The organism is Variovorax sp. DAIF25, assembly GCF_050711835.1.
Lineage (GTDB): Bacteria > Pseudomonadota > Gammaproteobacteria > Burkholderiales > Burkholderiaceae_C > Variovorax.
In genome coordinates, this window is the sequence record NZ_CP136637.1 from 1,387,320 (window position 1) to 1,408,147 (window position 20,828).

The 20,828-nt window shown below is 67.9% G+C and carries 22 protein-coding genes and 1 pseudogene; 11 read left to right on the plus strand and 12 right to left on the minus strand.

What is annotated here, in order from left to right; genetic code table 11:
- Positions 1–10 precede the first annotated feature (10 nt).
- Positions 11–1,150: an iron-containing alcohol dehydrogenase gene (locus R0232_RS40635; protein ID WP_431513081.1), complete on the minus strand. Its 1,140-nt coding sequence runs from the start codon at positions 1,148–1,150 to the stop codon at positions 11–13.
- 273 nt (positions 1,151–1,423) lie between these two features.
- Here R0232_RS40635 and R0232_RS40640 point away from each other — a divergent pair, with 273 nt between their 5' ends.
- Genes R0232_RS40640 through R0232_RS40655 form a run of 4 tightly spaced genes read left to right on the plus strand, consistent with a single transcriptional unit; the run spans position 1,424 to position 5,437 of the window.
- A complete protein-coding gene (locus R0232_RS40640) occupies positions 1,424–2,203 on the plus strand; it encodes an enoyl-CoA hydratase/isomerase family protein (RefSeq protein WP_093352737.1) in 780 nt (259 codons plus the stop codon).
- Between the two features lie 35 nt (positions 2,204–2,238).
- A complete protein-coding gene (locus tag R0232_RS40645) occupies positions 2,239–3,465 on the plus strand; it encodes a CaiB/BaiF CoA transferase family protein (protein ID WP_431513082.1) in 1,227 nt (408 codons plus the stop codon).
- A 36-nt stretch (positions 3,466–3,501) separates the two neighbouring features.
- Positions 3,502–4,500 carry a Bug family tripartite tricarboxylate transporter substrate binding protein gene (locus tag R0232_RS40650; RefSeq protein ID WP_431513083.1) on the plus strand — a complete coding sequence of 333 codons (999 nt, stop codon included), beginning with the start codon at positions 3,502–3,504 and terminating at the stop codon, positions 4,498–4,500.
- A gap of 28 nt (positions 4,501–4,528) precedes the next feature.
- Positions 4,529–5,437: an amidohydrolase family protein gene (locus tag R0232_RS40655; RefSeq protein WP_431513084.1), complete on the plus strand. Its 909-nt coding sequence runs from the start codon at positions 4,529–4,531 to the stop codon at positions 5,435–5,437.
- Here the strand turns inward: R0232_RS40655 and R0232_RS40660 are convergent.
- On the minus strand, positions 5,425–6,351 hold the full coding sequence (locus R0232_RS40660) for a transcriptional regulator GcvA (protein ID WP_431513085.1): 927 nt from the start codon (positions 6,349–6,351) through the stop codon (positions 5,425–5,427). The genes R0232_RS40655 and R0232_RS40660 overlap by 13 nt on opposite strands.
- Positions 6,352–6,536: 185 nt before the next feature.
- Here R0232_RS40660 and R0232_RS40665 point away from each other — a divergent pair, with 185 nt between their 5' ends.
- From R0232_RS40665 to R0232_RS40685, 5 genes are all read left to right on the plus strand, one after another.
- Entirely contained in the window at positions 6,537–6,947 is a 411-nt protein-coding gene (locus tag R0232_RS40665; protein ID WP_431513086.1) for a thioesterase family protein, read from the plus strand.
- Between the two features lie 154 nt (positions 6,948–7,101).
- On the plus strand, positions 7,102–7,629 hold the full coding sequence (locus tag R0232_RS40670) for a PPC domain-containing DNA-binding protein (protein WP_093352756.1): 528 nt from the start codon (positions 7,102–7,104) through the stop codon (positions 7,627–7,629).
- Between the two features lie 121 nt (positions 7,630–7,750).
- Entirely contained in the window at positions 7,751–9,319 is a 1,569-nt protein-coding gene (locus R0232_RS40675) for a metallophosphoesterase family protein (protein WP_431513087.1), read from the plus strand.
- Complete coding sequence (locus R0232_RS40680; protein WP_431513088.1) at positions 9,316–10,686, plus strand: cytochrome-c peroxidase; 1,371 nt, start codon at positions 9,316–9,318, stop codon at positions 10,684–10,686. The genes R0232_RS40675 and R0232_RS40680 overlap by 4 nt, the downstream gene beginning before the upstream one ends.
- Before the next feature lie 150 nt (positions 10,687–10,836).
- A complete protein-coding gene (locus R0232_RS40685) occupies positions 10,837–11,199 on the plus strand; it encodes a hypothetical protein (protein WP_431513089.1) in 363 nt (120 codons plus the stop codon).
- Positions 11,200–11,276: 77 nt separating this feature from the next.
- On the opposite strand, the gene R0232_RS40690 is transcribed toward R0232_RS40685, so the two are convergent.
- The 4 genes from R0232_RS40690 to R0232_RS40705 all read right to left on the minus strand — a co-directional run bounded on the left by R0232_RS40690 (position 11,277) and on the right by R0232_RS40705 (position 16,940).
- A complete protein-coding gene (locus tag R0232_RS40690; RefSeq protein ID WP_431513090.1) occupies positions 11,277–11,645 on the minus strand; it encodes a hypothetical protein in 369 nt (122 codons plus the stop codon).
- Between the two features lie 376 nt (positions 11,646–12,021).
- Entirely contained in the window at positions 12,022–12,390 is a 369-nt protein-coding gene (locus R0232_RS40695; protein ID WP_431513091.1) for a DUF2958 domain-containing protein, read from the minus strand.
- A 675-nt stretch (positions 12,391–13,065) separates the two neighbouring features.
- Positions 13,066–15,378, minus strand: coding sequence for a ParB/RepB/Spo0J family partition protein (locus R0232_RS40700; protein ID WP_431513092.1), 2,313 nt, complete (start codon positions 15,376–15,378; stop codon positions 13,066–13,068).
- 1,295 nt (positions 15,379–16,673) lie between these two features.
- Entirely contained in the window at positions 16,674–16,940 is a 267-nt protein-coding gene (locus R0232_RS40705; protein WP_203206465.1) for a type II toxin-antitoxin system Phd/YefM family antitoxin, read from the minus strand.
- Positions 16,941–17,220: 280 nt separating this feature from the next.
- Between R0232_RS40705 and R0232_RS40710 the strand changes: the two are divergent.
- Positions 17,221–17,469: pseudogene (locus tag R0232_RS40710) on the plus strand (IS5/IS1182 family transposase); the annotation flags it as partial.
- On the opposite strand, the gene R0232_RS40715 reads toward R0232_RS40710, so the two are convergent.
- Together R0232_RS40715 and R0232_RS40720 are read right to left on the minus strand one after the other, a co-directional pair.
- A complete protein-coding gene (locus tag R0232_RS40715; protein WP_431513093.1) occupies positions 17,451–17,855 on the minus strand; it encodes a hypothetical protein in 405 nt (134 codons plus the stop codon). The pseudogene R0232_RS40710 and the gene R0232_RS40715 sit on opposite strands and share 19 nt — an antisense overlap.
- Entirely contained in the window at positions 17,855–18,238 is a 384-nt protein-coding gene (locus R0232_RS40720; RefSeq protein WP_296729018.1) for a hypothetical protein, read from the minus strand. The genes R0232_RS40715 and R0232_RS40720 overlap by 1 nt, the downstream gene beginning before the upstream one ends.
- Positions 18,239–18,406: 168 nt before the next feature.
- Here R0232_RS40720 and R0232_RS40725 point away from each other — a divergent pair, with 168 nt between their 5' ends.
- Positions 18,407–18,727: a hypothetical protein gene (locus tag R0232_RS40725; RefSeq protein WP_431513094.1), complete on the plus strand. Its 321-nt coding sequence runs from the start codon at positions 18,407–18,409 to the stop codon at positions 18,725–18,727.
- A 284-nt stretch (positions 18,728–19,011) separates the two neighbouring features.
- On the opposite strand, the gene R0232_RS40730 is transcribed toward R0232_RS40725, so the two are convergent.
- The 4 genes from R0232_RS40730 to R0232_RS40745 form a co-directional block, all read right to left on the minus strand.
- Entirely contained in the window at positions 19,012–19,242 is a 231-nt protein-coding gene (locus R0232_RS40730; RefSeq protein ID WP_431513095.1) for a hypothetical protein, read from the minus strand.
- Positions 19,239–19,655, minus strand: a complete 417-nt coding sequence (locus tag R0232_RS40735; RefSeq protein ID WP_082322257.1) for a type II toxin-antitoxin system VapC family toxin — start codon at positions 19,653–19,655, stop codon at positions 19,239–19,241. Before R0232_RS40735 ends, R0232_RS40730 begins: the two co-directional genes overlap by 4 nt.
- Positions 19,656–19,657: 2 nt before the next feature.
- Positions 19,658–19,927: a type II toxin-antitoxin system Phd/YefM family antitoxin gene (locus tag R0232_RS40740; protein WP_057607292.1), complete on the minus strand. Its 270-nt coding sequence runs from the start codon at positions 19,925–19,927 to the stop codon at positions 19,658–19,660.
- A 95-nt stretch (positions 19,928–20,022) separates the two neighbouring features.
- Positions 20,023–20,268, minus strand: coding sequence for a hypothetical protein (locus R0232_RS40745; protein WP_431513096.1), 246 nt, complete (start codon positions 20,266–20,268; stop codon positions 20,023–20,025).
- Between the last annotated feature and the right edge of the window lie 560 nt (positions 20,269–20,828).

Here is a 20,828-nt window from a genome sequence, read left to right on the forward strand (position 1 = left end):
TTTTCGAGGCTTACATCGACTCGGCCAGCAGGGCCTGGTAGTCGGCCACGCTGGCTTCGCGCGGATTGGTCTTGTGGCAGTGGTCCTTGAGCGCGCCCTCGATCACCCGCGGGAACAGGTCGGGCGAGACGTCGAGCGCGGCCAGGCCGGTGGGCAGGCCGAGGCGCGCGCTCATGGCCGCGACGGCCGGTGCCACCTCGTCGTCGCCGCCCAGCCCCATGGCCTGCGCCATGCGCGCGAGGCGCTCGTCCTTGCGCATCGACTCGGCCTGCGCGTTGAAGCGGATCACGGCCGGCAGCAGGATCGCGTTGAGCGTGCCGTGGTGCAGGCGCGGCGCGATGCCGCCGAGCGAATGGCTGAGGCTGTGCACGCAGCCCAGTCCCTTCTGGAACGCCAGCGCGCCCTGCATCGAGGCGCTCATCATGTTCAGGCGCGCCTCGCGGTCGCCGGGCGTGGCGGTGGCGCGCTCGATGTGGCGCCAGGCGCGGCGCAGGCCGTCGAGCGCGATGCCGTCGGCCGGCGGATTGAAGGCCGGCGCCATGAAGGTCTCCATGCAGTGCGCGATGGCGTCCATGCCGGTGGCGGCGGTCAGCATCGGCGGCAGGCCCAGCGTGAGTTCGGGATCGCACAGCGCGACGCGCGGCACCAGGTGCGGCGAGAGCACGCCGACCTTGCGGCCGTCGTCGAGGATCAGCACCGCGCCGCGGCCGACCTCGCTGCCGGTTCCGGCCGTGGTGGGCAAGGCGATCACCGGCGCGGTGGCCGCGGTGATGCGCGCCACGCCGCCCTCGATGGCCGCGAAGGACTTCAGCGGCCCCTCGTGCGTGGCGCACACGGCCACGCCCTTGGCGAGGTCGATCGGCGAGCCGCCGCCGACCGCGACGATGCCGTCGCAGCGGTGCTCGGCATAGAGCGCCACGGCCGCGCGCATCGCGCGCTCGGTGGGGTTGGAGGGCGTGCCGTCGAACACGACGAACTCGCGGCCCGCGCCGAGCTGCGCGGTCACGCGCTCGAGCACGCCCGCGGCGCGCACGCCGGCGTCGGTCACGACCAGCGGGCGGCGGATGCCGAGGCGGTCGCACTCCTGCGCCAGCAGTTGCACGGCGCCGAAATCGATCTGGATCTGGGTGATGTAGTTGATGAGCGCCATGCGCGGGTTCCTTGTCTCGGCGGTGGTCCGGGTGCCGGTGTCTCGCTCGAAGCGGCACCGGTCGTCGTGGGCCGCGAGTCTAGGAACGGGTGCCGGGGGCGGCAACGTGGATTTACTTGAAGTCCGGGCGAGAAAAATTCACAAGCCGCGGGCCCTGCCGGGCGCGAGTTTTTCTTGAAGACCGCCCCAGTTTTTTTCGTTTGGCCGCGCGCGGCCCGCTCCCTAGACTTCGGCCCGTTCGCAACCCGCCCCCTACGAAAGAGACAAGCCGACATGACCTCGCTCATCCTGGTCGAGCGCGACGACCGCATCGCGACCGTGACCCTCAACAAGCCCGACAAGATGAACGCCATGGACCAGGTCATGTGGCAGGGCCTGGCCGATGCCTTCGCCGAGCTCTCGGCCGACGACGAACTGCGCTGCGTGGTGCTGCGCGGCGCTGGCGGCAAGGCCTTCTCGGCCGGCGCCGACATCGAGGAGTTCCAGCGCAGCCGCGCCAACGCGGCGCAGGCCGCCGCCTATGCCGAGGTCACGCACCGCGCGATGCATGCGATCGCCACCAGCAAGCACCCCACGCTCGCGGTGATCGAGGGCGCCTGCGTGGGCGGCGGGCTCGAGATCGCCACCGTCTGCGACATGCGCATCTGCGGCAGCTCGAGCCGCTTCGGCGTGCCGGTCAACAAGCTCGGCCTGGTGATGTCGTACGGCGAGCTCGGCGGGCTGGTCGACCTGGTCGGCGGCGCGACCGCGCTCGAGATCGTGCTCGAGGGCCGCGTGTTCGATGCCAAGGAGGCCTTCGAGAAGCGCCTGGTGAACCGCGTGGTCGACGACGCCGCGGTGCTCGAACAGGGCTACGCGACCGCGCGGCGCATCGCCAACGGCGCGCCGCTGGTGGCGCGTTGGCACAAGAAGTTCGTGCGCCGGCTGGCGCAGCCCGCGCCGCTGTCGGCCGAGGAGAACGCCGAGGCCTACGCCTGCTTCGACACCGAGGACTTCCGCATCGGCTTCCAGGCCTTCCTGGCCAAGAGCAAGCCGGTCTTCACGGGCCGCTGAGCCCGCCACCCTCTTTCCAGATCCGGAGTCCCCGCGTGACCCTTCCCCTTTCCCGCATCAAGGTCCTCGACGTCAGCCAGATCATGGCCGGCCCCTTCTGCTGCATGCTGCTCGGCGACATGGGCGCGGACGTCATCAAGGTCGAGACGCCCGGCATCGGCGACCAGACCCGCCGCTCGATGGGCTTCAGGCTCAAGGGCGCCGACAGCGGCGGCTTCCTCGCGCTCAACCGCAACAAGCGCAGCATCGAGATCGACCTCAAGAACCCGGCCGGCCTCGAGGCCTTCTACGCGCTCGTGAAGGACGCCGACGTGCTGGTCGAGAACAACCGCCCCGGCGTGGCCGCGCGGCTGAAGATCGACTACGAGACCCTGCGCCAACTCAACCCGCGCCTGGTGTACGCGAGCATCTCGGGCTTCGGCCAGACCGGCCCCTGGGCCAAGCGCCCGGGCCTGGACCTGATCGCGCAGGCCATGACCGGCGTGATGAGCGTGATGGGCCATCCGGGCGAGCCGCCGGTGAAGTCGGCGATACCGCTGGCCGACCTGGGCGCGGGCCTGTTCGCGGCCTACGGCATCCTCAGCGCAGTGATCGGCCGCGGCCTCACGGGCGAGGGCCAGTTCGTCGACGCCTCGCTGTTCGAGACCGCGCTGGGCCTGTCGGTGTGGGAGTCGGCCGAGTATTGGGGCACGGGCCAGCTGCCCACGCCGATCGGCAGCGCCAACCGCATGAGCGCGCCCTACCAGGCGGTGCGCGCCTCCGACCGCCCCTTCGTCATCGGCGCGGCCAACCCCAAGCTCTGGACCGCGCTGTGCGGCGTGATCGGGCGCGAGGACCTGGTGCGCGACGCGCGCTTCATCGACAACGTGCTGCGCATCCGCAACCGCGTGGTACTGATCGAGGAGCTCGAGCGCGAGTTCGCGCGCCGCACCGCCACCGAATGGGTCGACGCGCTGCTGGCCGCGGGCGTGCCGGCCGCGCCGATCTACGACTACGCCGAAGCCCTGGCGAGCGAACAGGCGGTGGCGCGCAACATGGTGCTGAAGATCCAGCACCCGGTGGAGGGCGAGACACGCGCCCTGGGCTTTCCGGTCAAACTCGGCGGCACGCCGCAGCAGGTGCGGCATCCGGCGCCGCTGCTGGGCCAGCACACCGAGCAGGTGCTCGGCGAGATCGGCATGACGGCCGAGGACATCGCCGCGCTGCGAAGCAACGGCGCGTTCGGCGCGGCGCATGCCGCGGACGACGCGACGGCGGACTGAGACACGCAAGAAACACAACGAGACGGAGACAAGACCATGCAGGAAAGCACCATCGATCTCTCGCGCCGCCGCTGGCTCGGCGCCATCCCCGCGCTCTCGGGTGCGCTGCTGCTCGCACCCGGCATCGCACGGGCGCAGGCCGGCCCCTATCCGCACAAGCCGATCGAGCTGGTCGTGCCCTGGCAGGCCGGCGGCGGCGCCGACGTGGTGGGCCGGGCCTTCGGCGCGGCGGTCGCCAAGTACCTGCCGCAGCCGGTGGTCGTCATCAACAAGCCCGGCGCCAGCGGCGTGCTCGGGCTCGGCGACGTGGTCAACGCGAAACCCGACGGCTACCGCATCGTGCTGTCGTCGACCGAGCTGACCTTTCTCAACCACCTGGGCCTGGCCAAGTTCTCGTACAAGGACCTGCGCCCGATCGCGCGGCTCAATGCCGACCCGGCCGCGGTGGTGGTGCGCGCCGATGCGCCCTACGCCACGCTCGAGCAGTTCCTCGAGGCCGCGCGCAAGGGCGACGCGAACATCCGCGTGGGCAATGCGGGCCACGGCTCGACCTGGCACATGGCGGCCGCCGCGCTGGCCGAGAAGACCGGCGCGAAGTTCAACCACATCCCCTACGCCGGCGGCGCGCCCGCGGTGCTGGCGCTGCTCGGCGGCCACATCGACGCGGTGACCGTGAGCACGGCCGAGGTGTCGAGCTACGTGGCCGCGGGCAAGCTCAAGGCGCTGGCCGTGATGGCCGACCGGCGCGTGGCCGACGGCTTCGAGAAGATCCCGACACTCAAGGAACGCAACATCGACCTGTCGATCGGCATCTGGCGCGGCCTGTCGGCGCCGCGCGGCACGCCCGACGACGTGATCGCGGTGCTCAAGGGCGCGGTCGCGAAGGCCGTGAAGGAGCCCGCCTGGCTCGAGGCGCTGGCCAAGCTGCACTTCAGCACCGACACCTATGCCGACGACGCCGCGCTCGAGGCGGTGATGGCGAAGGAGAGCGAGTTCTTCAAGGCGCTCGCGGGCAAGATCAACCTCTCGAGCTGAGGCCGGGCGCACGGCCGAGAATCGCGCGATGGCTTTCGAATTCAGCGAACCCCTCGTCGACGCGCACCAGCACTTCTGGCACCTCGATGCGCATCCCTATCCCTGGCTGCAGGGCGAGACGGTGCCGAACTTCCGCTACGGCGACTACTCGGCGCTCAAGCGCAACTACCTGCCGGCCGATCTCGCGCGCGACACGCGCGGCTTCGCGCCGGCGCGCACGGTGCACATCGAGGCCGAGTGGGAGCGCGCCGACCCGGTGGCCGAGACCCGCTGGCTCACCGGCCTCGCGGCCGCCGAGGGCCGGCCCTCGGCGATCGTCGCGCACGCGGCGCTCGATCGCGGCGACGTGGTCGAGGTGCTCGCGGCGCAGGCCGCGTTCGCGCTGGTGCGCGGCATTCGCCACAAGCCGGTGACGGCCGCGTCGGCCGCCGAGGCCGCGCGCGGCGTGGCGGGCTCGATGGACGATCCGCGCTGGCGCGCGGGCTATGCGCTGCTCGAGGCGCATGGGCTCTCGTTCGACCTGCAGGCGCCGTGGTGGAACCTCGACCAGGCCACACAGCTCGCGCGCGACTTTCCGCGCACGCTGCTGATCCTCAACCACAGCGGCCTGCCCGCCGACCGCAGCGCCGAGGGCCTCGCGGGCTGGCGCCGCGCGCTCGAGCGGCTGGCCGATGCGCCCAACACAGCGATCAAGATCTCGGGCCTGGGCCAACGCGGCCTGCCATGGACCGAGCACGCCAACGTGCCGCTGATCCGCGATGCGATCGCGATCTTCGGCGCGTCGCGCTGCATGTTCGCGAGCAACTTCCCGGTCGACAGCCTGGTGGCCAGCTACGAGACGATCCTGCGCGGCTTTCTCGCGGCCATCGCCGGGCACTCCGAGGCGGAACGCCGGCGGCTGCTGCACGACAACGCCGTGCGCCTTTACAGGCTCTGAGCCACCGCCTCGTCCTTCGCGCGCTCTTCGTGCACCCATGACACGAAGGCTGCGATGCGTGCATCGGCGGCGCGATCCTGCGGATAGACCATGAAGTAGGAGAACTCCACCGGCAGCGTGACGTCGAAGGGCCGCACCAGCAGGCCGTCGGCCAGGTCCTTCATCACCCAGTTCTTCTTCACCAGCGCCACGCCGAGCCCGTCGACCGCGGCGGCGATCACCAGGTGGCTGGGCCAGAACGAGGGGCCGCGCGTCACGTCCACGTCGCTCACGCCCGCGTGCTCGAGCCACATGCCCCAGTCGGGGTTGCTCACGTCGCTGTAGGTGCTGTTGTCGTGCAGCAGCACGTGGTGCTTGAGGTCGGCCGGCGTGCGCAGCGGATGCTCGCCCTGCATCAGCGCGGGGCTGCAGACCGGGAACACCTCGACCGGCAGGCACAGCTCGGAGTGCAGGCCCGGGTAGATGCCGCGGCCGTAGCGCACCGCCATGTCGAAGTCCTCGCGCGTGAAGTCGACCATGTGCTTGGAGGTCGAGATCTCGAGGTCGATGTCGGGGTAGGCCTGCATGAAGCGGCGCATGCGCGGGATCAGCCACTTGACCGCGAAGGTCGGCGGCAGGTTGATCTTGAGCGAGGGCGTGCCTTGCGACTGGCGCAGCTGCTGCGTCGCGTACATCACCTGCTTGAAGGCTTCCTGGATGCCCGGCAGGTAGGCCTTGCCGGCGGCGGTGAGCGCGAGCGACTTGGTGTCGCGCACGAACAGCGCGATGCCGAGGTTCTCCTCGAGCGTCTTGATCTGGTGGCTCACGGCCGAGGGCGTGACGAAGAGCTCGTCGGCCGCGCGCGTGAAGCTCAGGTGCCGCGCCGCGACCTCGAAGGCACGCAGCGGATTGAGCGGGGGAATGGGGCGCGACATGGTGGACGGATTCCTTCGGGAGCGGGCACGGGACGGGGGCGCGAGGCCTTCAATATTTTCTACGCAATGCTTCGAGAAAAACTCGTTTGCCGCGCCGCGCCGCGATTCCTAGACTGCCCTTCGCACCGACGCACGGCCAGTCGGGACAACGTCAATTGACGCTCAACGCTTTCGGACCAACCCCCATGAACCCAGAACTGCGCCCAGGCGCCCTCGCCCGCCGCGAACTCGTGATCGACCGCCCGCGCACCGTCGACTTCCTCGGCGAGGACCTGCGCATCTATGCCACGCCCGAGCTGGTGCGCGACGTCGAGCAGACCTGCCTCGACTTCCTGCTCGGCCACGTGGGCGCGGGCGAATCCTCGGTCGGCACCGCGATCGCGCTCAAGCACGTGGGCGCCACGCTGCTGGGCCAGCCGGTGCGCATCGAGGCGCGCGTGCGCGCGGTCGACGGCCGTGGCGTGGACTTCGACTTCACGGTGCACGAAGGCGACAAGGAGGTCGCGAGCGGCACGCACAGCCGCTTCGTCGTCGACGTCGCGCGGCTGCGCGCCAAGGTGCATGCGGCCGTCGCCCAGAGCACGAACGCCTCGTGAGTTCCTGATCTTCCGCGGGCCACGGCCCGCGCCCCCCGTGCCGGACAGCGGCGCGCCAGCACTTTCGGTGCGGGCGTGCGGCCGTTCCTCACCCGCGCGGCGAAAGCCGAATCCGCAACCTGGTTGCATCTTCAAAAAGAAACGAGACCGACCGATGTTCAAGACCCTCGCATCCGCCCTCTTCGCACTGGCAACCGCCTGTGCCTCGCTCGCCTTCAGCGCCTCGGCCGGCGCGCAGGACCTGACCGGCAAGGTCACGCGCACGCCCACCGGCTACCTGATGGTGCTGCGCAACGGCGACGACGTGCTCGCGCACCTCGAGCGCCTCGCCGTGGTCGAGCAGATACCGAGCGCCAGCATCGTGGGCATCGGCTTCATGCGCGAGGCCACCTTCGGCTTCTACGACTTCGCGAAGAAGGTCTTCAACCCGAAGACCTTCAAGGACGTGGAGCTCGCCAACCTCACGGGCTCCATCGCCTGGAAGGAAGGCAAGCCCTCGATCCATGCCCACGGCATCGTGACCGACGGCAGCTTCATCGGCGCGGGCGGCCACCTGCTGGGCCTGACCGTGGGCACGGGCTCGTGCGAGATCACGGTGATCCTGCACCCGCAGCGGCTCGAGCGCTTCGTCGATCCTGCGATCGGAGCGAATGTGCTGGGGCTGCATCCGGGCGCGAAGTAGACGGCATGCGGGCGTGAAAGGGGTTGGCGCGGGCCGGTGACACGGCGCTGTAACACGGCTTGCATGTTGGCTTCGTATCTTCCGGGGACCCACGACAACAACCCACAACAGAGGGATCCCCATGCACGCCACTCCCACGACGCCGCGCGCGCGGCTCGACGCACGCCGCCTGCGCTGGCTCGCCGCCTTCGCCGCGCTCGCATCATTCGCCGCCCTGCAGGCATGCAACGGCGGCGGCTCCTCGAGCAGCTTCGTTCCGGTGGCCGGTGCGCCCGCGGCGCCGCCGGCTTCCGCGCCGCCACCCGCGCCCGACGCGGCCACGGCCGACGCCAACCTGCAGGCCGCCTGGGTCGAGATCGGCGACGGCAACGCGGCCTTCGCGCGCGTCATCACCAGCTACGCCGCGCCCGCCGCCGACACGGCGGCCGATGCGAACGCCACCTGCCCGCAGATCACGGTCGACGGCAAGGCCAGCCGCATGAGCCTGCGCATCGGCGCGGGCTCGATGCCGCTGCGCACCACGGCCAGCGATCCCGCCGACTCGAAGCCTTCGGAATTTCCGGTGTCGACCTGCGAGGCCACCCTGCCCGCGGGAGCGAAGCAGGTCGCCGTCGGCAGCCGCGCGCTGCCGCTGCCCAAGGCCGAGCCGCAGCGCATCCTGGTGCTGGCCGACACCGGCTGCCGCCTGAAGAAGGCCGACAACGCCTATCAGCCCTGCAACGACAGCAGCGTGTGGCCGTTCGCGCCACTGGCCGCCACCGCCGCCGGCTTCGATCCCGACCTGGTGCTGCACATCGGCGACTACCACTACCGCGAGAACGCCTGCCCGGCCGACGTGGCCGGCTGCAAGGGCAGCCCCTGGGGCTACGGCTGGGACACCTGGCAGGCCGACTTCTTCAGGCCCGCCGCGCCGCTGCTCGCGAAAGCCCCCTGGGTGCTGGTGCGCGGCAATCACGAGGAGTGCGCGCGCGGCGGCCAGGGCTGGTACCGCTTCCTCGACACGCGCGCCTACGCCGACAAGCGCTCGTGCAACGACCCGGCCAACGACAGCACGGGCAACTATGCCGAGCCCTACGCCGTCTCGCTGGGCGGCGGCTCGCAGGTCATCGTGTTCGACTCGGCCAAGGCCGGCAAGGCGGCGCTGAAGACCGACGACCCGCAGTTCATCGCCTACCAGAAGCAGTTCCAGGCCGTGGCGGCGCTGGCGGCGAAGCCGGGCATGAGCACCACCATCTTCACCAACCATCACCCGATCCTGGCCTTCGCGCCGGTGGCGGGCGCGACGCCCGCGCCGGGCAACCTCGCGCTGCAGTCCGTGATGAACAATCTCTATGCGAAGGCCTACTACCCGAGCGGCGTGCACATCGCGCTGCACGGCCACGTGCATGACTTCCAGGCGCTGAACTTCGCCACCGACCATCCGGCCACCGTGGTGACGGGCAACGGCGGCGACAACCTCGACGTGGCGCTGCCCGACCCGCTGCCCGCCGGCACCACCCCCGCGCCCGGCGTGACGATCGACCGCATCACGCACCACAACACCTTCGGCTTCATGCTGATGGAGCGCAAGAAGTCGCCCGACGTGGGCTGGACCTTCAAGGCCTACACCGTGGCCGGCAAGCTGCTCGCCACCTGCGGGCAGACCGGCCGGGCGCTGAGCTGCGACAAGACCGGCTTCCTGACGCCGTGACGCGGCGCTCGACGCGCTTCCCCCCGCTCGCGGGCGCCGCGCTCGCCCTGGGCGCGGCCTGCCTCGGATGGATCGTGGGTGCCGCGGGCGCCGCTCCCGGATCGATGCAGGTCATCGGCCCGGGCGGGCCCGCGAGCCAGGTGATCGAGCACATCGGCGCCACGCCGAAGCTCGCCGCGCGCGTCGATCCCACGGCGGCCGTGTTTCGGCCCGATCCCGCGCTGGCGGCCCTGGGCAAGCGCCTCTTCTTCGACACCCGGCTGTCGCAGCCGCAAGGGCTGTCGTGCGCCGGTTGCCACGACCCGCTGCGCGCCTTCACGTCGACGCTGAATGCGCCATCGCTCGCGGGGCCGCGCACGCCGCAGGGCAGCCGCGCGGGCCGCTTCAGCGCGCGCACCGCGCCCTCGCTGCTGTACGTGCGCTACGTGCCGCGGCGCCACTTCTACCAGGACGACGACGCGCCCTACGCATCGCCGTTCGGCGGCCTGTTCGCCGACGGCCGCGCCGACACGCTGGCCGAGCAGGTCCGCGGTCCGCTGTTCGATCCCGACGAGATGAACAACGCCTCGCCGCGCAGCCTGCTGCGCAAGGTACGCGCCACCGAACTGTCGCCGGCGTTGTCGCAGGCGCTGGGACCCGAGGTGCTGCGCGATCCGCAGCGCATGGTCCAGGGCATCGGCCTGGCGCTGCAAGCCTACCTCCAGAGCGACGAGATGGCGCCCTTCAGCTCGCGCTTCGACGACTACCTGCGCCAGCGCACGCCGCTGACGCCGCAGGAGATGCGCGGCCTGGCGCTGTTCAAGAATCCGGACAAGGGCAACTGCATGTCCTGCCATACGCTCTCGGACACCGCGAGCCGGCCCGAGCGCTCGCTGTTCACCGACTTCGGCTACGACGCGATCGCCGTGCCGCGCAACCTGGCGTTGCCCGCGAACCGCGATGCGCGCCACTTCGACAACGGGCTCTGCCGCACCGCCTCGCAGTTGCGCTGGCCCGATCCCGGCCAGTGGTGCGGCTACTTTCGCACCCCGGGCCTGCGCAACGTCGCGGTGCGCCAGAGCTTCATGCACAACGGCACCTTCGCCACGCTGCGCGAGGCGGTGGCCTTCTACGCCACGCGTTCGACCGATCCGGCCAAGTGGTACCACGGCCACGCCACCTTCGACGACGTGCCCGCCGCGCATCGCGCGAACATCAACGTGAACTCGACGCCGATGAACCGCCGCCCGGGCAGCACGCCAGGGCTCAGCGACGAGGAGATCGACGCGATCAGCGCCTTCCTCGGCACCCTGACGGATGCGCGCTACGAGGCGGCCATGCGCGCGCCCGGCGTTGCCGCGGTGGCGAACGCGCCCGCGACCCGGTAAAAGCGAAGCGCCCAACGCTGGAAACCTGGTTTCCACGCTCATGTGAGCGCCCGACTTCGCCAGCAGCGAGCCCCCGCCCCCTCGAAGCGCATGGCATCGCCGTCGACCCCTCAGCCAACACCAGCTTTGGCTCTTCAGCAGGTGTTCGGCATGCCGAACACCCTAGCGTTCGCTCAAGCGAACTTCCCTTTCTCGGGCCGGCTGCGACGCGCGGCGTGGCAGGCCAGCACGCTCAAGATCACGAAGACGAGCGCAAAACGGTCAAAAAAGAGAATCATCTGTCCGACCACCATGAGTGGGAGAGCAGGCGGCTCATACAGTTCTCCAGCACATTGCGAGCGCGCCGCGCCGCTGAGGACGAGCGAAGGCGCGAGCGCCTTGGTCGCGCCCAATATGCGCGGCTTCGAAGGTCTCACGAGGCGCCTGTTGGCGCAGAACGAGGCCGTCAAGAGTTTTCGCTCGCTCGTGGCACTCGATCGCGTGAAGACCGACACATCGATCGTGATTCCCTGAGCATAAAAAGACCGCATACGATCGCATGGGCCCGCGGCCGCCAGCCAATGACGAGGGCGGCCGTGTCGGCGGGACAGCTACCCCAGCTCCGCCAGAAGGGCGCGGGCACGCGCCAAGCACCCATCTTGCGCGCGGGACGCGGGCACGTCGGCGCCACCAGCTGCAACGATCTCCTGCAGCAGCGTGCGCATGCGCGGCGCCGCGCACATCAGACGCACGACCTGCTCGAAGGTGAGAAGCCGGCCATCAGGCCCCGCGGCCAGGGCGGGACGGTGAACCTCCCCAAGATTGCGCCCCTGCGCATCGAAGACCAGCGCCCAGTGACGATCGACGCTGAGCGCGTAGCGCCACACGATTGAAGCCTGCGGTTCAAGCGGACCGCCGCCACCGGGCAGACCGCCCGCGGCGGAGGGTGTGAATGGCGTACGAGGATCGGGGGTGTCCATGGTGAGTCTGCCTTTCTGAGGTGACGGGCCGGCTCCCGCGGAGCCGCCTCGACGCCATGACGGCGAGGACCGCGCGGGCGCCAGGGCCCGCCCGCAAGCCGCAGCCCGCAGCAAAGCGCAGGGACCGGGTGAGGACGGGGGCGCAGCCGCACCCTGGCGCCCGCAAGGCCCGCAGCCAGGCGTCGGAAAGAGGCGGTCCCGGGAACGGCCTGGCCACCAGGCAACGACCTGAGCGCCGCGCCTAGTACCCATCGCAGCAACCTCGGACCGCCCTCCCACAGACGCAAAGGGCAGCGCCCCTCACCAAGAAAGAGAGAAGGGACGTAGAAAAAGCAAAAAAATGCCGGCTGCCATACCGCCGGCACAAACCGACCGCTCAGGCCACGATGCGGCCCGCCAGGCGCGCAGAGGCTGCATAGGCACTGAGCGGTCGCGTCGCCTGGAAGCCCACGTCCTGCTCGATGGGCAAGCGCAACGGCCCCCTCAGGCAAGCCAGCGTGTCAAGACTCACGCATCCCAGCTCGGGATAGCCCTGACCCAAATCGCACAAGCCGAAGGCGATCGTCGGATCGGCGGGATCGATCTCGCTCAGCAACCACGTCGCGCCGGCATCCGGCGTGAAGAGCTTGACCACCGGTGACGGATCGAAGAGTTCGTCGCGCGCCTCAAATTCGCGCGATGCGCGGCCATTCGCAGCAAGTCGCCGAACCTGTTCGTCGCTCAAAAAGAAGTACGAGGCATTCATGTGACGCTCCAAAGAAAGGGCGGGATTGCCCGGGACCGTCAGGGTCACGCCGCAGCGCAGCGGTCAAGGCTCGAAGACGGCCGCAGGCCGCCAGCGCGCACAGCGCGCGCAGGCCTTGACAGCGAGAACGGCGTGGCACGCTGAAGGTCACGCGAGCCAGCCCCGTCCCCAGCCTCCGCCACAACACGCCATGCCTCACCAAGCACGAGGCGCAGCGAGTCGTGCACTCCACACAACGCGACCCGCGGGCCCAAAGCCCGCGCTGACCAGCGACCCGCGCACAGCGCGCTGACCAGCCGCCCAAAAAAAAACGCGCCCCCGCGACACGCCCTCCCCCACGCCACCTCGTGCCCTGCCAGCACGAGGCGCAGCGAGTCGTGCGCTCCACACAACACGACCCGCGGGCCCAAGCCCGCGCTGAACAGGTAATCGCGCACAGCGCGCTGACCAGCCGCCCTAAAAAAAGCCCAGCCACCGCCCCCTGCACACGACGCCAGTGGAAGCGGATTGCCGCAACGACATGCCATCGCTCGTTGTTCGCGAGGTCATGCATCCGCGCGGTCCGTCATGCATCAAAGCACGAGCTCAGGCAAAAAAGCCCGCCGCCCGCACATTCACGGGCGACAGGCTCAGGCGCGCTCTCGCGGGCTGGATGCTCGGTATCAGTCCAGCCGACTAGGCTTCCTGGTCCGGTTGGTCACGACCAGCGTCCGAGACCGGATCGCCATCCGGCCCAGCCCGGTTCAGGGCTTCTTCTGCCCCATCGTTCTTCTCCTGCTCGGCTTGGGCGTCCGCGCAGGCCTGCGACGGCCCGGCAACCAGCGGCCGCAAAGGAACAGGCAGCCAACGCGTGCCTTCGAGCTTGGCGGCGCAATAGTCCGCGGCCTCGGACTTCTTCATGGCGGCGACTTCCTTGGTGCAGTCGATGCCACTGGCTTCCCGGACCGCCTCTACCGCCTTGGCCTTGCTCACGCTGTGCAGGTAGTTCGCAGCACTGGGCGTCCACCAGTCGGCCATGTCCAGGCCGAGCGCCTCGGCGATCGCATCGCTCTGGTTGCGCCGGCGCTCACGGCCCTGGATCGCGTCGATGCTGCGGGCCGTGCAGTACGCCAGCAGTTCCAGCAAGGTCTGACGCTCCTGCGCGAGCAGCCAGCGGAAGGTCACGGCCGGATCACGAGGCAGGCGCTCGCCCCAATCGCTCGCGGCGCGCTCCAGCAGCGCGGCGGCGGGCGTATGGATGTAGTCGCTCGCATGCTCGGCGAGCGCGAGATCGCCTGTGGGGCGCACCGTCACTTTCACGATGTCGTTGCCTCGGTCATAGAGGTCGAACACCGTCTCGACCATGCGGTGCACCAGCGTCGCGAGCGCCACGTCGACGTCCTGCGTGAGCGCGGCCTGCAAGGCGGCGGTGCGATGGGCCGTGAGGTCGCGCATCAGCTTCTCGCTGAAAACGGAGCGCCGTTTGCCGGCCTCGGCCGCCTCAGTGCTCTCGCTGCCCCGCCCTGCCCTGCTGACCAACCCTTCGCCGTCTTCGGTGCCAGCGCCGCAGGCTGCATCATGGGCGGGGTCGCGACGCAGCAGCCCACGATGCACGGCGAGCGTCCCGTCGCTGTCGATGCGCAGCATCGCACCACACCGTCCCAACTGCTCGGGCGTCCAGACCCGCAGCGCCGCGCGCGCCGCATCGATCCGGTCGTCGAGGTCACTCAACAGGCCCGACAACCGAACTTCCTCGGCCTCATACGCGTCGTTGCCATCGCCATCGTCCTCGAACTGCAGTGCCTTCGCCTCGTTTTGATCGTAGGCCGCGTTGAGCCGCTCGCGCTCGGTCTCCAGCGCGGCCAACATGCCAGCCTCCGCGTCGCTGGGCGCACGCTCGGACGGCGCCTGCTGCCCATAGGCGCGCAAAGCCAGCCGATCTGCATCGATCAAGCCTTCGACCCATGCCCAGCCCTCGGCGCGCACCTCTTCGGCCGCCGCTTGCAGCTTCTCCGTGGCGAGCTGGCGCAGCAGCCCCGGTGCCTCCAGATAGATGCCCGAGCGGCCGGTATCGTCATTGGCGAACAGGTCGCGCCGGACCTTGCCCCCGCGTGCCTCATAGGTCTCGACGCCCACGAAGCGCGCGAGATGGCTTTCCGCGGTAGCTGCGCCTTCGGTCAGGAGGCGTCGGATGGTCCAGGCGTCCCGTCGATAGGTGGGCAGGCCGTCCCACACGGCCTCCTGGGCCTTGTGGTTGTCGGTCAGTGCCAGCGCGTGCAGCATGTCCGACGCGATGTTCCCTTCCCGGTACATCGCGAGGAAGCGTGGCGCAAGCCGGGCGAGCTTGAGACGGCGCTCGACGGTCAGCGGTGCCACGCCGAAGCGCACAGCGATCTGGGCCACGCTCTGCCCCGCTTCGACCCGCGCCAGAAAGGCCTCGGCCTCGTCGGCTGGGTGCATCGCTTCGCGCCCCGAGTTCTCCGCCAGCGAAATCTCCACCGCCTGCGCGCTGTCGTACAGCCTGCACTCCACGGGCCGGGCCGCCGACCATCGCCCGTCGCTGGCGAGCTTGTGCAATGCCAGCAGACGCCGCCCCCCGGCGATGACGCCGAACCGACCATCGGCCAGGGCGACCACGTCAAGGCGATGCAACAGGCCCTGCGCATCGATGAGCGCGGCGAGTTCCTCGACGCCGCCTGCGCTGCGGACCTTGCGGACATTGGCGTCGTCGAGCACCAGTTGATGCAGCGGCACGTCGATGTCGCGCGCCGGCGCGGCAGCAATGGCACCGGACTCGTTCGCAACCGGTTTCTCGTGGGTGGGATTTTGCGGCGGGGCAGCCTTCGAAGGCCGCGCCTTGATCGCGTCGCCTGCACGCTTGGGCCTTTCGACCCGCGGCGTCTTCGTGGCGGCACCATCGCTGGCAGCGGCGCGCGCCACCTTGGCCCGGACGGTGGCGGTGCTCGCAGTGGTATCCGCGGGGGTTCTTGCAGTCGCTCTGGCAGTCATGTGCGTTTCCTTTCGATCGCTTCAGTGCGTGAATCAGTGAATGGATGGGTGCATGGACAAAGCCCTGCCGGATTCCTAGATTCAGAGCCCCTCGTGAAAGGGTTCCGGATCGCATCGGCCGAGCTGCCGAGCCTGGCCGCCGTCTTCCTGAGTTCTTCGCCCGGTGACACAGCGCGCACGCTCGGACGGGAGAGCAAGGGGGAAGCATTCGTAACGCGCAGCGTTATGAACACCCCCTTGCAGGCGCAGCCGGTCGCCCGGCCGCGCGGGTGCACGGTCGCCGAGAAGGTGAAGCACTCAGGAAGACGGCAGCCCCCAGACGCCGGGCCGAGGCGCACCGGAACCGCCGCGCGGCGAGCGCCCCCACCTGCCGCAGACAGGTCTGATCGCGGATGTCAGGGGCCGCAGGCCCCGCGCCAGGGATGCGCAAGGCGGCTGCAAGCCGTCCCCGCAGGGGATGAGCGCGAAGGCGCGAACCTGGAGCAGCCCGACAGCAGCGAAGCCGCTGGGGCGCCCTGCATGACTTCACCCACGGCGCCGGCGTTCTCGCTGCAATACCGATCGCATCCGGCGCCAGCAACCGCGATCGCTTTGTCCACCGAACGCCGGCACAACACAGCACACACGACAACGCAGCACACACGCCCAGCGCAGGCGCAAGCTAGCCAACCCATATGTCGGCACCTCAAAAGGGAGAAGCAAGAACCCGCCTGCTGTTGGCAGTTGCAGTTGCTGAGCTCGAGCTATTTAAAGATCGACAGCCTGCGCGGTACCTTTTATCGGCCGAGACACCGTCGAACGCAAGGTGTCTGAGCCCGGTCTACCCGCGGAGCGAACTACATGAGCTCTTCCAACGAGGCCGCGACCGAGGACTGTCGGAGCATGCAGCGGCTGTACCCTTGAAGCCGTCGTGGTTCGGGGCTCTGGACGGTCGCGCAAGGCTTCGCTGACGTTTTGACGTTCAGGCGTCTATCACTTGCCAAAGGCAAGCTTATCGGCGATATTCGCTATTCGCGAATAGCGGATGCCATACAAAATGGATCTCAAACCGCAAGGCCTTATCGTATTACTCAAGGGGGGGTGGCATTTCGACGCCGAGGTTTGCACTTTCTGGGGGTGAATGCGTGATCGGAGAAACAGTGACGACGACTCGATTTTCGACTTCTTCGACGGCTGTGATGATGACGCAAGGTCGATTCTTAACTCCCTCCGTCTGCCCTTTTTTTTCTTCGTGATTCCACAAGTAGGCAAACGAGACGACGAGACCTACCTCGGGTTTCGGAAAAGTCATGCACTTAGTCGCGCAGCAGTGCGTTCAAGGCATCGTGACTCGAATCCATAGCGCTGCTTGATAGCGCTTGAATCGCCTCAGCTGGCAGGTCTTGGACCTCATATGACTTTGTCGCGCGAGCCTTCAGGCGTTCGAACTCGTCGAACTCCTTTCTCGAAATAAAGTACCCAGTCACGCGGTTATGGCTAGTGACTGCCACAGATTCAGCTTGAACCATCTCGCGGTAGTGGCCGAAATTCTTCGCGAACTCGCTTGCGGAAACAGTAATCATGAGGAAATCTCCGTAGAAGCACCATTTTCGTGAATTACGTAGAACGTCAAGTTCCCTCCAAGGGGTAGTCGCTTGGTGATAGGAAGCTCCCGCAGACAGCGCGCTTTTTTGAACGAAGTCAAAGCGCGCCGCCCGCGGCAGGGCAGGTAGCCAGTCGGACATGCAAAACCCTGCCACCCCACATGAGCACTGGGTGCTGCAGTTTGGTGTGAGATCCCCTGACAACTAACGCACCACGATGTGATTCCTGGCCGATTTCTTCCGGCAGCCGCCGGCCGAGATGATTGATGCACGCCACCGCTGGTGATGCTGGCCAGCCAGTTGCCCTGGGCGCAGATGGAGACCGCGCTGGTACCGGAGTTTGCCCGCCAGGTATGCGAAGGCCGGACCGTTGCGCAGGGCGAACTGTCTGGCCCCAGCGTGCGGGTCGCCAGCGCAGGTGCTGCCGCCGCCGGGCGCCCGCGACTTCCCCTGCGTCTGAGGGGCCAGCCTGATATACCTCAAGCATGCCTACAACCTCAGCGATGAGGGGATGTCATGGCCACCGGCGGCGACCCGCCACCGCACGCGCGCAACATGAAGTTCGGGCGAGGAGAGTCCGGCGTACCAGAGATGAACCTGGGCGCCCTGGCGCGCACCGTCGGCGAGCATCTGAGGGATCGTCCTCGCGCCCAGGGTTGTCTCGAAGGCAAAGTTGAGTCCCTGCGCCAGGGCTCGCTCCAAACCCTTGCGTCCGAACTCCCAGGCCCGGGCGTTGGCCTCCTCGGCCGTCAGGCCCGGATTGGCATCCAGCACCACGCGGGCTGCCAGGTCGGGGTTGAAGTAGTCGACCTTCTTCTGGAGCAACGCGGCGCCGCCCACGCTGCTCTTGCCGGCGCCGTTGACGCCGGCCAGCACAAAGATCCTTGCCGGCATCAGCCGCGCGAAGCAGGCGCGGCCGGGGCAGCCGCAGCGGCGGCGATCGCAGCCTCACCCAGCGCCGAAGAATCCATGGCAAATGCATCGTCCATCGCGCGTGCAGCCGCCTCGCCCTGCATGCGCGCAAACATGTCGTCGAAGCGGTGCGTGAGGGCCTCGAGGTCCGGCTCCGACGCCTGCGCCATCTGCAGGTAGCGCTCCACCGACATCAGCACCATGGCGGGCTTCTCGTGGCGCGTGATCACCACCGCGCCGCGCGCCATCACCGTGCTGGCGACCGCCTGCATGCCCGAAGCCAGCTTCGTCGCAGAAAACGACGGCAGATCGCGCGCCAAGCGCTCGATGTCGGAGGAGCCGACGGTCGCGGAAATGGCAGCCATGGAAGATCCTTCGAAACCAGAGTTTTACCCATTTGATGGACTTCGGAAAACACCGCCGACCATACCTCACCGGTGGATCAGGAGCGATCGAGCACCACCACCATCGCGCCATCCGAACTTCCGCAGCCGCTGCAGCCCAACCTCGCACCGGGGAGCCACAATCCCCTGATGACCACGCTCACCCAGCCGTCCTCGCCCATCACCTCGCAGCTCGCCGACCACCCGTGGGCGCCTGCGCTGGCAGCGGACGGCTACACAGACATCTGCGAGCTCGAAGGCGAGTTATGCGGCATTCGCCAATTCAACTTCACCACCGCCGTGGTCGTCGGCGTAGACCCGGTCGGCTATTACCGCCGCTACTGTTACGAACATGCACGCGAGGCGCGCCAAGCACTGGCCGCCTGGGATGGCAAGGGGCACCCTGGTGGTCCCTGGATCAAGTGCAAGGGTGCTGGCATCGAGCTGTTGAATCCTGCTCTGACCTGTTGAGGACTAAGCGAATCACTCGTGGGACTCGCTTCAGGCGAGCAAAGCTTCGCGCAAACAATGCGCCGCGCGAAGCGCGATCTGCGCCCAGGGCTGCACACCGACGCATGCGCGCACCCTCCATCGCCTCAGCGACAGCAACGCTGCCGCTCGACCCAAGGCGTTGCGCTCAGCATGAACCACCAAGATGGTCAGGCTTCAGACCGTCGTTTCCGGGCGGCAACGGCTGGCCGGCACTCTCGAGAGATCTGCGCTCTCTTAAAACAACACCCAAACAGATCGCGCTGCTACGCGCGCGTGGCCGGAGCGCGCTTGCCGCGGGACAGAACTGCAAATTCACTGAAGATCCATGCAATGGCCGTTGGGACCTTGCGCGCGTCGATGCTCTGGCTTTCCTGGCCCAAGTAGATTCCCAGCTCTTGAGCGGGTCCACCTCCCGTGCGATCACTCAAATGAATGCGAAATGCTTTACGCGCAGCGACTTGCAAGGTATGGCGAAATCCTTGATTGAGCTTCATGCGTTCCAGGGGTCCAACACTTTCAGCCCTCGGATGCTGACGAAATCGCTGGTGTTGCGGGTGACCACAGTGAAACCGTGCGAAAGCGCAGTGGCGGCGATCATCGAATCGCGTCGAGCTCTTGGATCGGGGACATGCATGGGCGCGCACAACAGCGCCTCACGCTCGCCGAAAGCTAGGATCCGCCCAGCGAATGCCTTATGGACGGCCGTGGCCCACCGACGCAGCGCTTGTCCCTGGGGCGGTGAACGGCGCTCCAGGCGCACGATGCCTTCCTCCTGTTCGAGAATTGTGATGGCCGAAAGGAAAAACTGATTCTGTGGAACTGTTCCAGCCCAGCGCCGGACCTCTTCTGATTGGCCGAGCTTTCCTGGACGCAGTTCGGCCAGCACATTGGAGTCGAGCAGGTACACCCTTAGACCTCCGGGCGCAGCTGGATGGCCGTCGGAGTGATCTCGAAGTCTTCGACTTCCGACGTATCGGGCATGCTGTCCATCAGCTCGAGCAGCGACACCGTACTATCGCCGTCGCCTCGGGAGAGCGCTCGATAGTCGCCGATGTTGAGGAGCACGAAGGCAGGTTCGCCGTGGTCGGTGATAAAGAGCGGACCTTCCTTGGCCAGGTGCTTCGCGCTGCTGACGTTGTGGCCGAACTCGCGGCTCGTGATCACGTGGGGGGCATTCATTTCCATCTCTCCTGAAACCTATAGGGCCACTGTTTCCAGGTCTTCAACACCTGATAGTCGCATTCCTGCAGCAGGGTCCGAACGTCTTCGGCCGCCTACAGCGCGTGCTCACCCGATTCAGCATGAACGCGGTCGCCATCGAGCATGCAGAAATACCAGCCAAAAGGCACGCCCACGCGCCGATCGAGTGCCTGCAGCTTGACGTAAAAGTTGTAGACATCGCCGGCCCGGGCTCGCACTTCAGCGAGCTTCTCCCGAAGGGTCCAGGCTGAAAAGTTAGACGCCTTCCCTGCTCGCCAGTTCTCGCCGGTTTTTAGATTAGTCCAGCCGTCGAGCTCCATGATCCAGTGATCGCGCGGTGGCGCGACGCTGCGCCCAGCGCTCCTGGTAGCCCCGTCGTTGAAGATGTGCCCCAACTCCCGCCGGCAAGCCGCAGCGACCTGCGCCAGACCGGCATCTCGATGTCGTATTCCTCGCGCAGACTCATGACTGCCCTTGACCAAATCGAGCGATGCTACTGGACCGCGGTCGCCAAACAGTAAATGTAGCTACCGAAGCCACAAATGTCAAGACACAGCCGTTTGCTTGCTAACGGCGATAGCCATCAAGCGGTTTTTCCGCGTAACTGGAGAAAACGGCGTCTATTCGTGGAAATGCGTTCGCCTAAAGTGCAGGAATGCGTTTCTGAATTCGCGTGCCCCTGAGCCACGTCACGAACCTGGGCTCTGGTGTGCATCTTGGCCGTGGTATCAATCTTGGCGAGCAGCCATTGATGACGGGGGCGCTCGCGCCGGCCGCGGCGTCGACCGCCAGGCCGTGATGAGCCTGACGCTGGGCGACTGGATCGACTCCAGACACAGCGTGCTGATCACCGGGCCGACCGGCGGGGTCAAGTCGTGAC

Bases quoted from the DNA above. Each gene is read 5' to 3' on its own strand.
- R0232_RS40695 (WP_431513091.1), bottom strand. From the start codon at position 12,390: ATGAATGCCTCGTACTTCTTTTTGAGCGACGAACAGGTTCGGCGACTT.
- R0232_RS40650 (WP_431513083.1), top strand. From the start codon at position 3,502: ATGCAGGAAAGCACCATCGATCTCTCGCGCCGCCGCTGGCTCGGCGCC.
- R0232_RS40700 (WP_431513092.1), bottom strand. From the start codon at position 15,378: ATGACTGCCAGAGCGACTGCAAGAACCCCCGCGGATACCACTGCGAGC.
- R0232_RS40720 (WP_296729018.1), bottom strand. From the start codon at position 18,238: ATGGCTGCCATTTCCGCGACCGTCGGCTCCTCCGACATCGAGCGCTTG.
- R0232_RS40740 (WP_057607292.1), bottom strand. From the start codon at position 19,927: ATGAATGCCCCCCACGTGATCACGAGCCGCGAGTTCGGCCACAACGTC.
- R0232_RS40725 (WP_431513094.1), top strand. From the start codon at position 18,407: ATGACCACGCTCACCCAGCCGTCCTCGCCCATCACCTCGCAGCTCGCC.
- R0232_RS40655 (WP_431513084.1), top strand. From the start codon at position 4,529: ATGGCTTTCGAATTCAGCGAACCCCTCGTCGACGCGCACCAGCACTTC.
- R0232_RS40685 (WP_431513089.1), top strand. From the start codon at position 10,837: ATGCCGAACACCCTAGCGTTCGCTCAAGCGAACTTCCCTTTCTCGGGC.
- R0232_RS40670 (WP_093352756.1), top strand. From the start codon at position 7,102: ATGTTCAAGACCCTCGCATCCGCCCTCTTCGCACTGGCAACCGCCTGT.
- R0232_RS40640 (WP_093352737.1), top strand. From the start codon at position 1,424: ATGACCTCGCTCATCCTGGTCGAGCGCGACGACCGCATCGCGACCGTG.
- R0232_RS40705 (WP_203206465.1), bottom strand. From the start codon at position 16,940: ATGATTACTGTTTCCGCAAGCGAGTTCGCGAAGAATTTCGGCCACTAC.
- R0232_RS40745 (WP_431513096.1), bottom strand. From the start codon at position 20,268: ATGGAGCTCGACGGCTGGACTAATCTAAAAACCGGCGAGAACTGGCGA.
- R0232_RS40730 (WP_431513095.1), bottom strand. From the start codon at position 19,242: ATGAAGCTCAATCAAGGATTTCGCCATACCTTGCAAGTCGCTGCGCGT.
- R0232_RS40665 (WP_431513086.1), top strand. From the start codon at position 6,537: ATGAACCCAGAACTGCGCCCAGGCGCCCTCGCCCGCCGCGAACTCGTG.
- R0232_RS40675 (WP_431513087.1), top strand. From the start codon at position 7,751: ATGCACGCCACTCCCACGACGCCGCGCGCGCGGCTCGACGCACGCCGC.
- R0232_RS40690 (WP_431513090.1), bottom strand. From the start codon at position 11,645: ATGGACACCCCCGATCCTCGTACGCCATTCACACCCTCCGCCGCGGGC.
- R0232_RS40635 (WP_431513081.1), bottom strand. From the start codon at position 1,150: ATGGCGCTCATCAACTACATCACCCAGATCCAGATCGATTTCGGCGCC.
- R0232_RS40660 (WP_431513085.1), bottom strand. From the start codon at position 6,351: ATGTCGCGCCCCATTCCCCCGCTCAATCCGCTGCGTGCCTTCGAGGTC.
- R0232_RS40715 (WP_431513093.1), bottom strand. From the start codon at position 17,855: ATGCCGGCAAGGATCTTTGTGCTGGCCGGCGTCAACGGCGCCGGCAAG.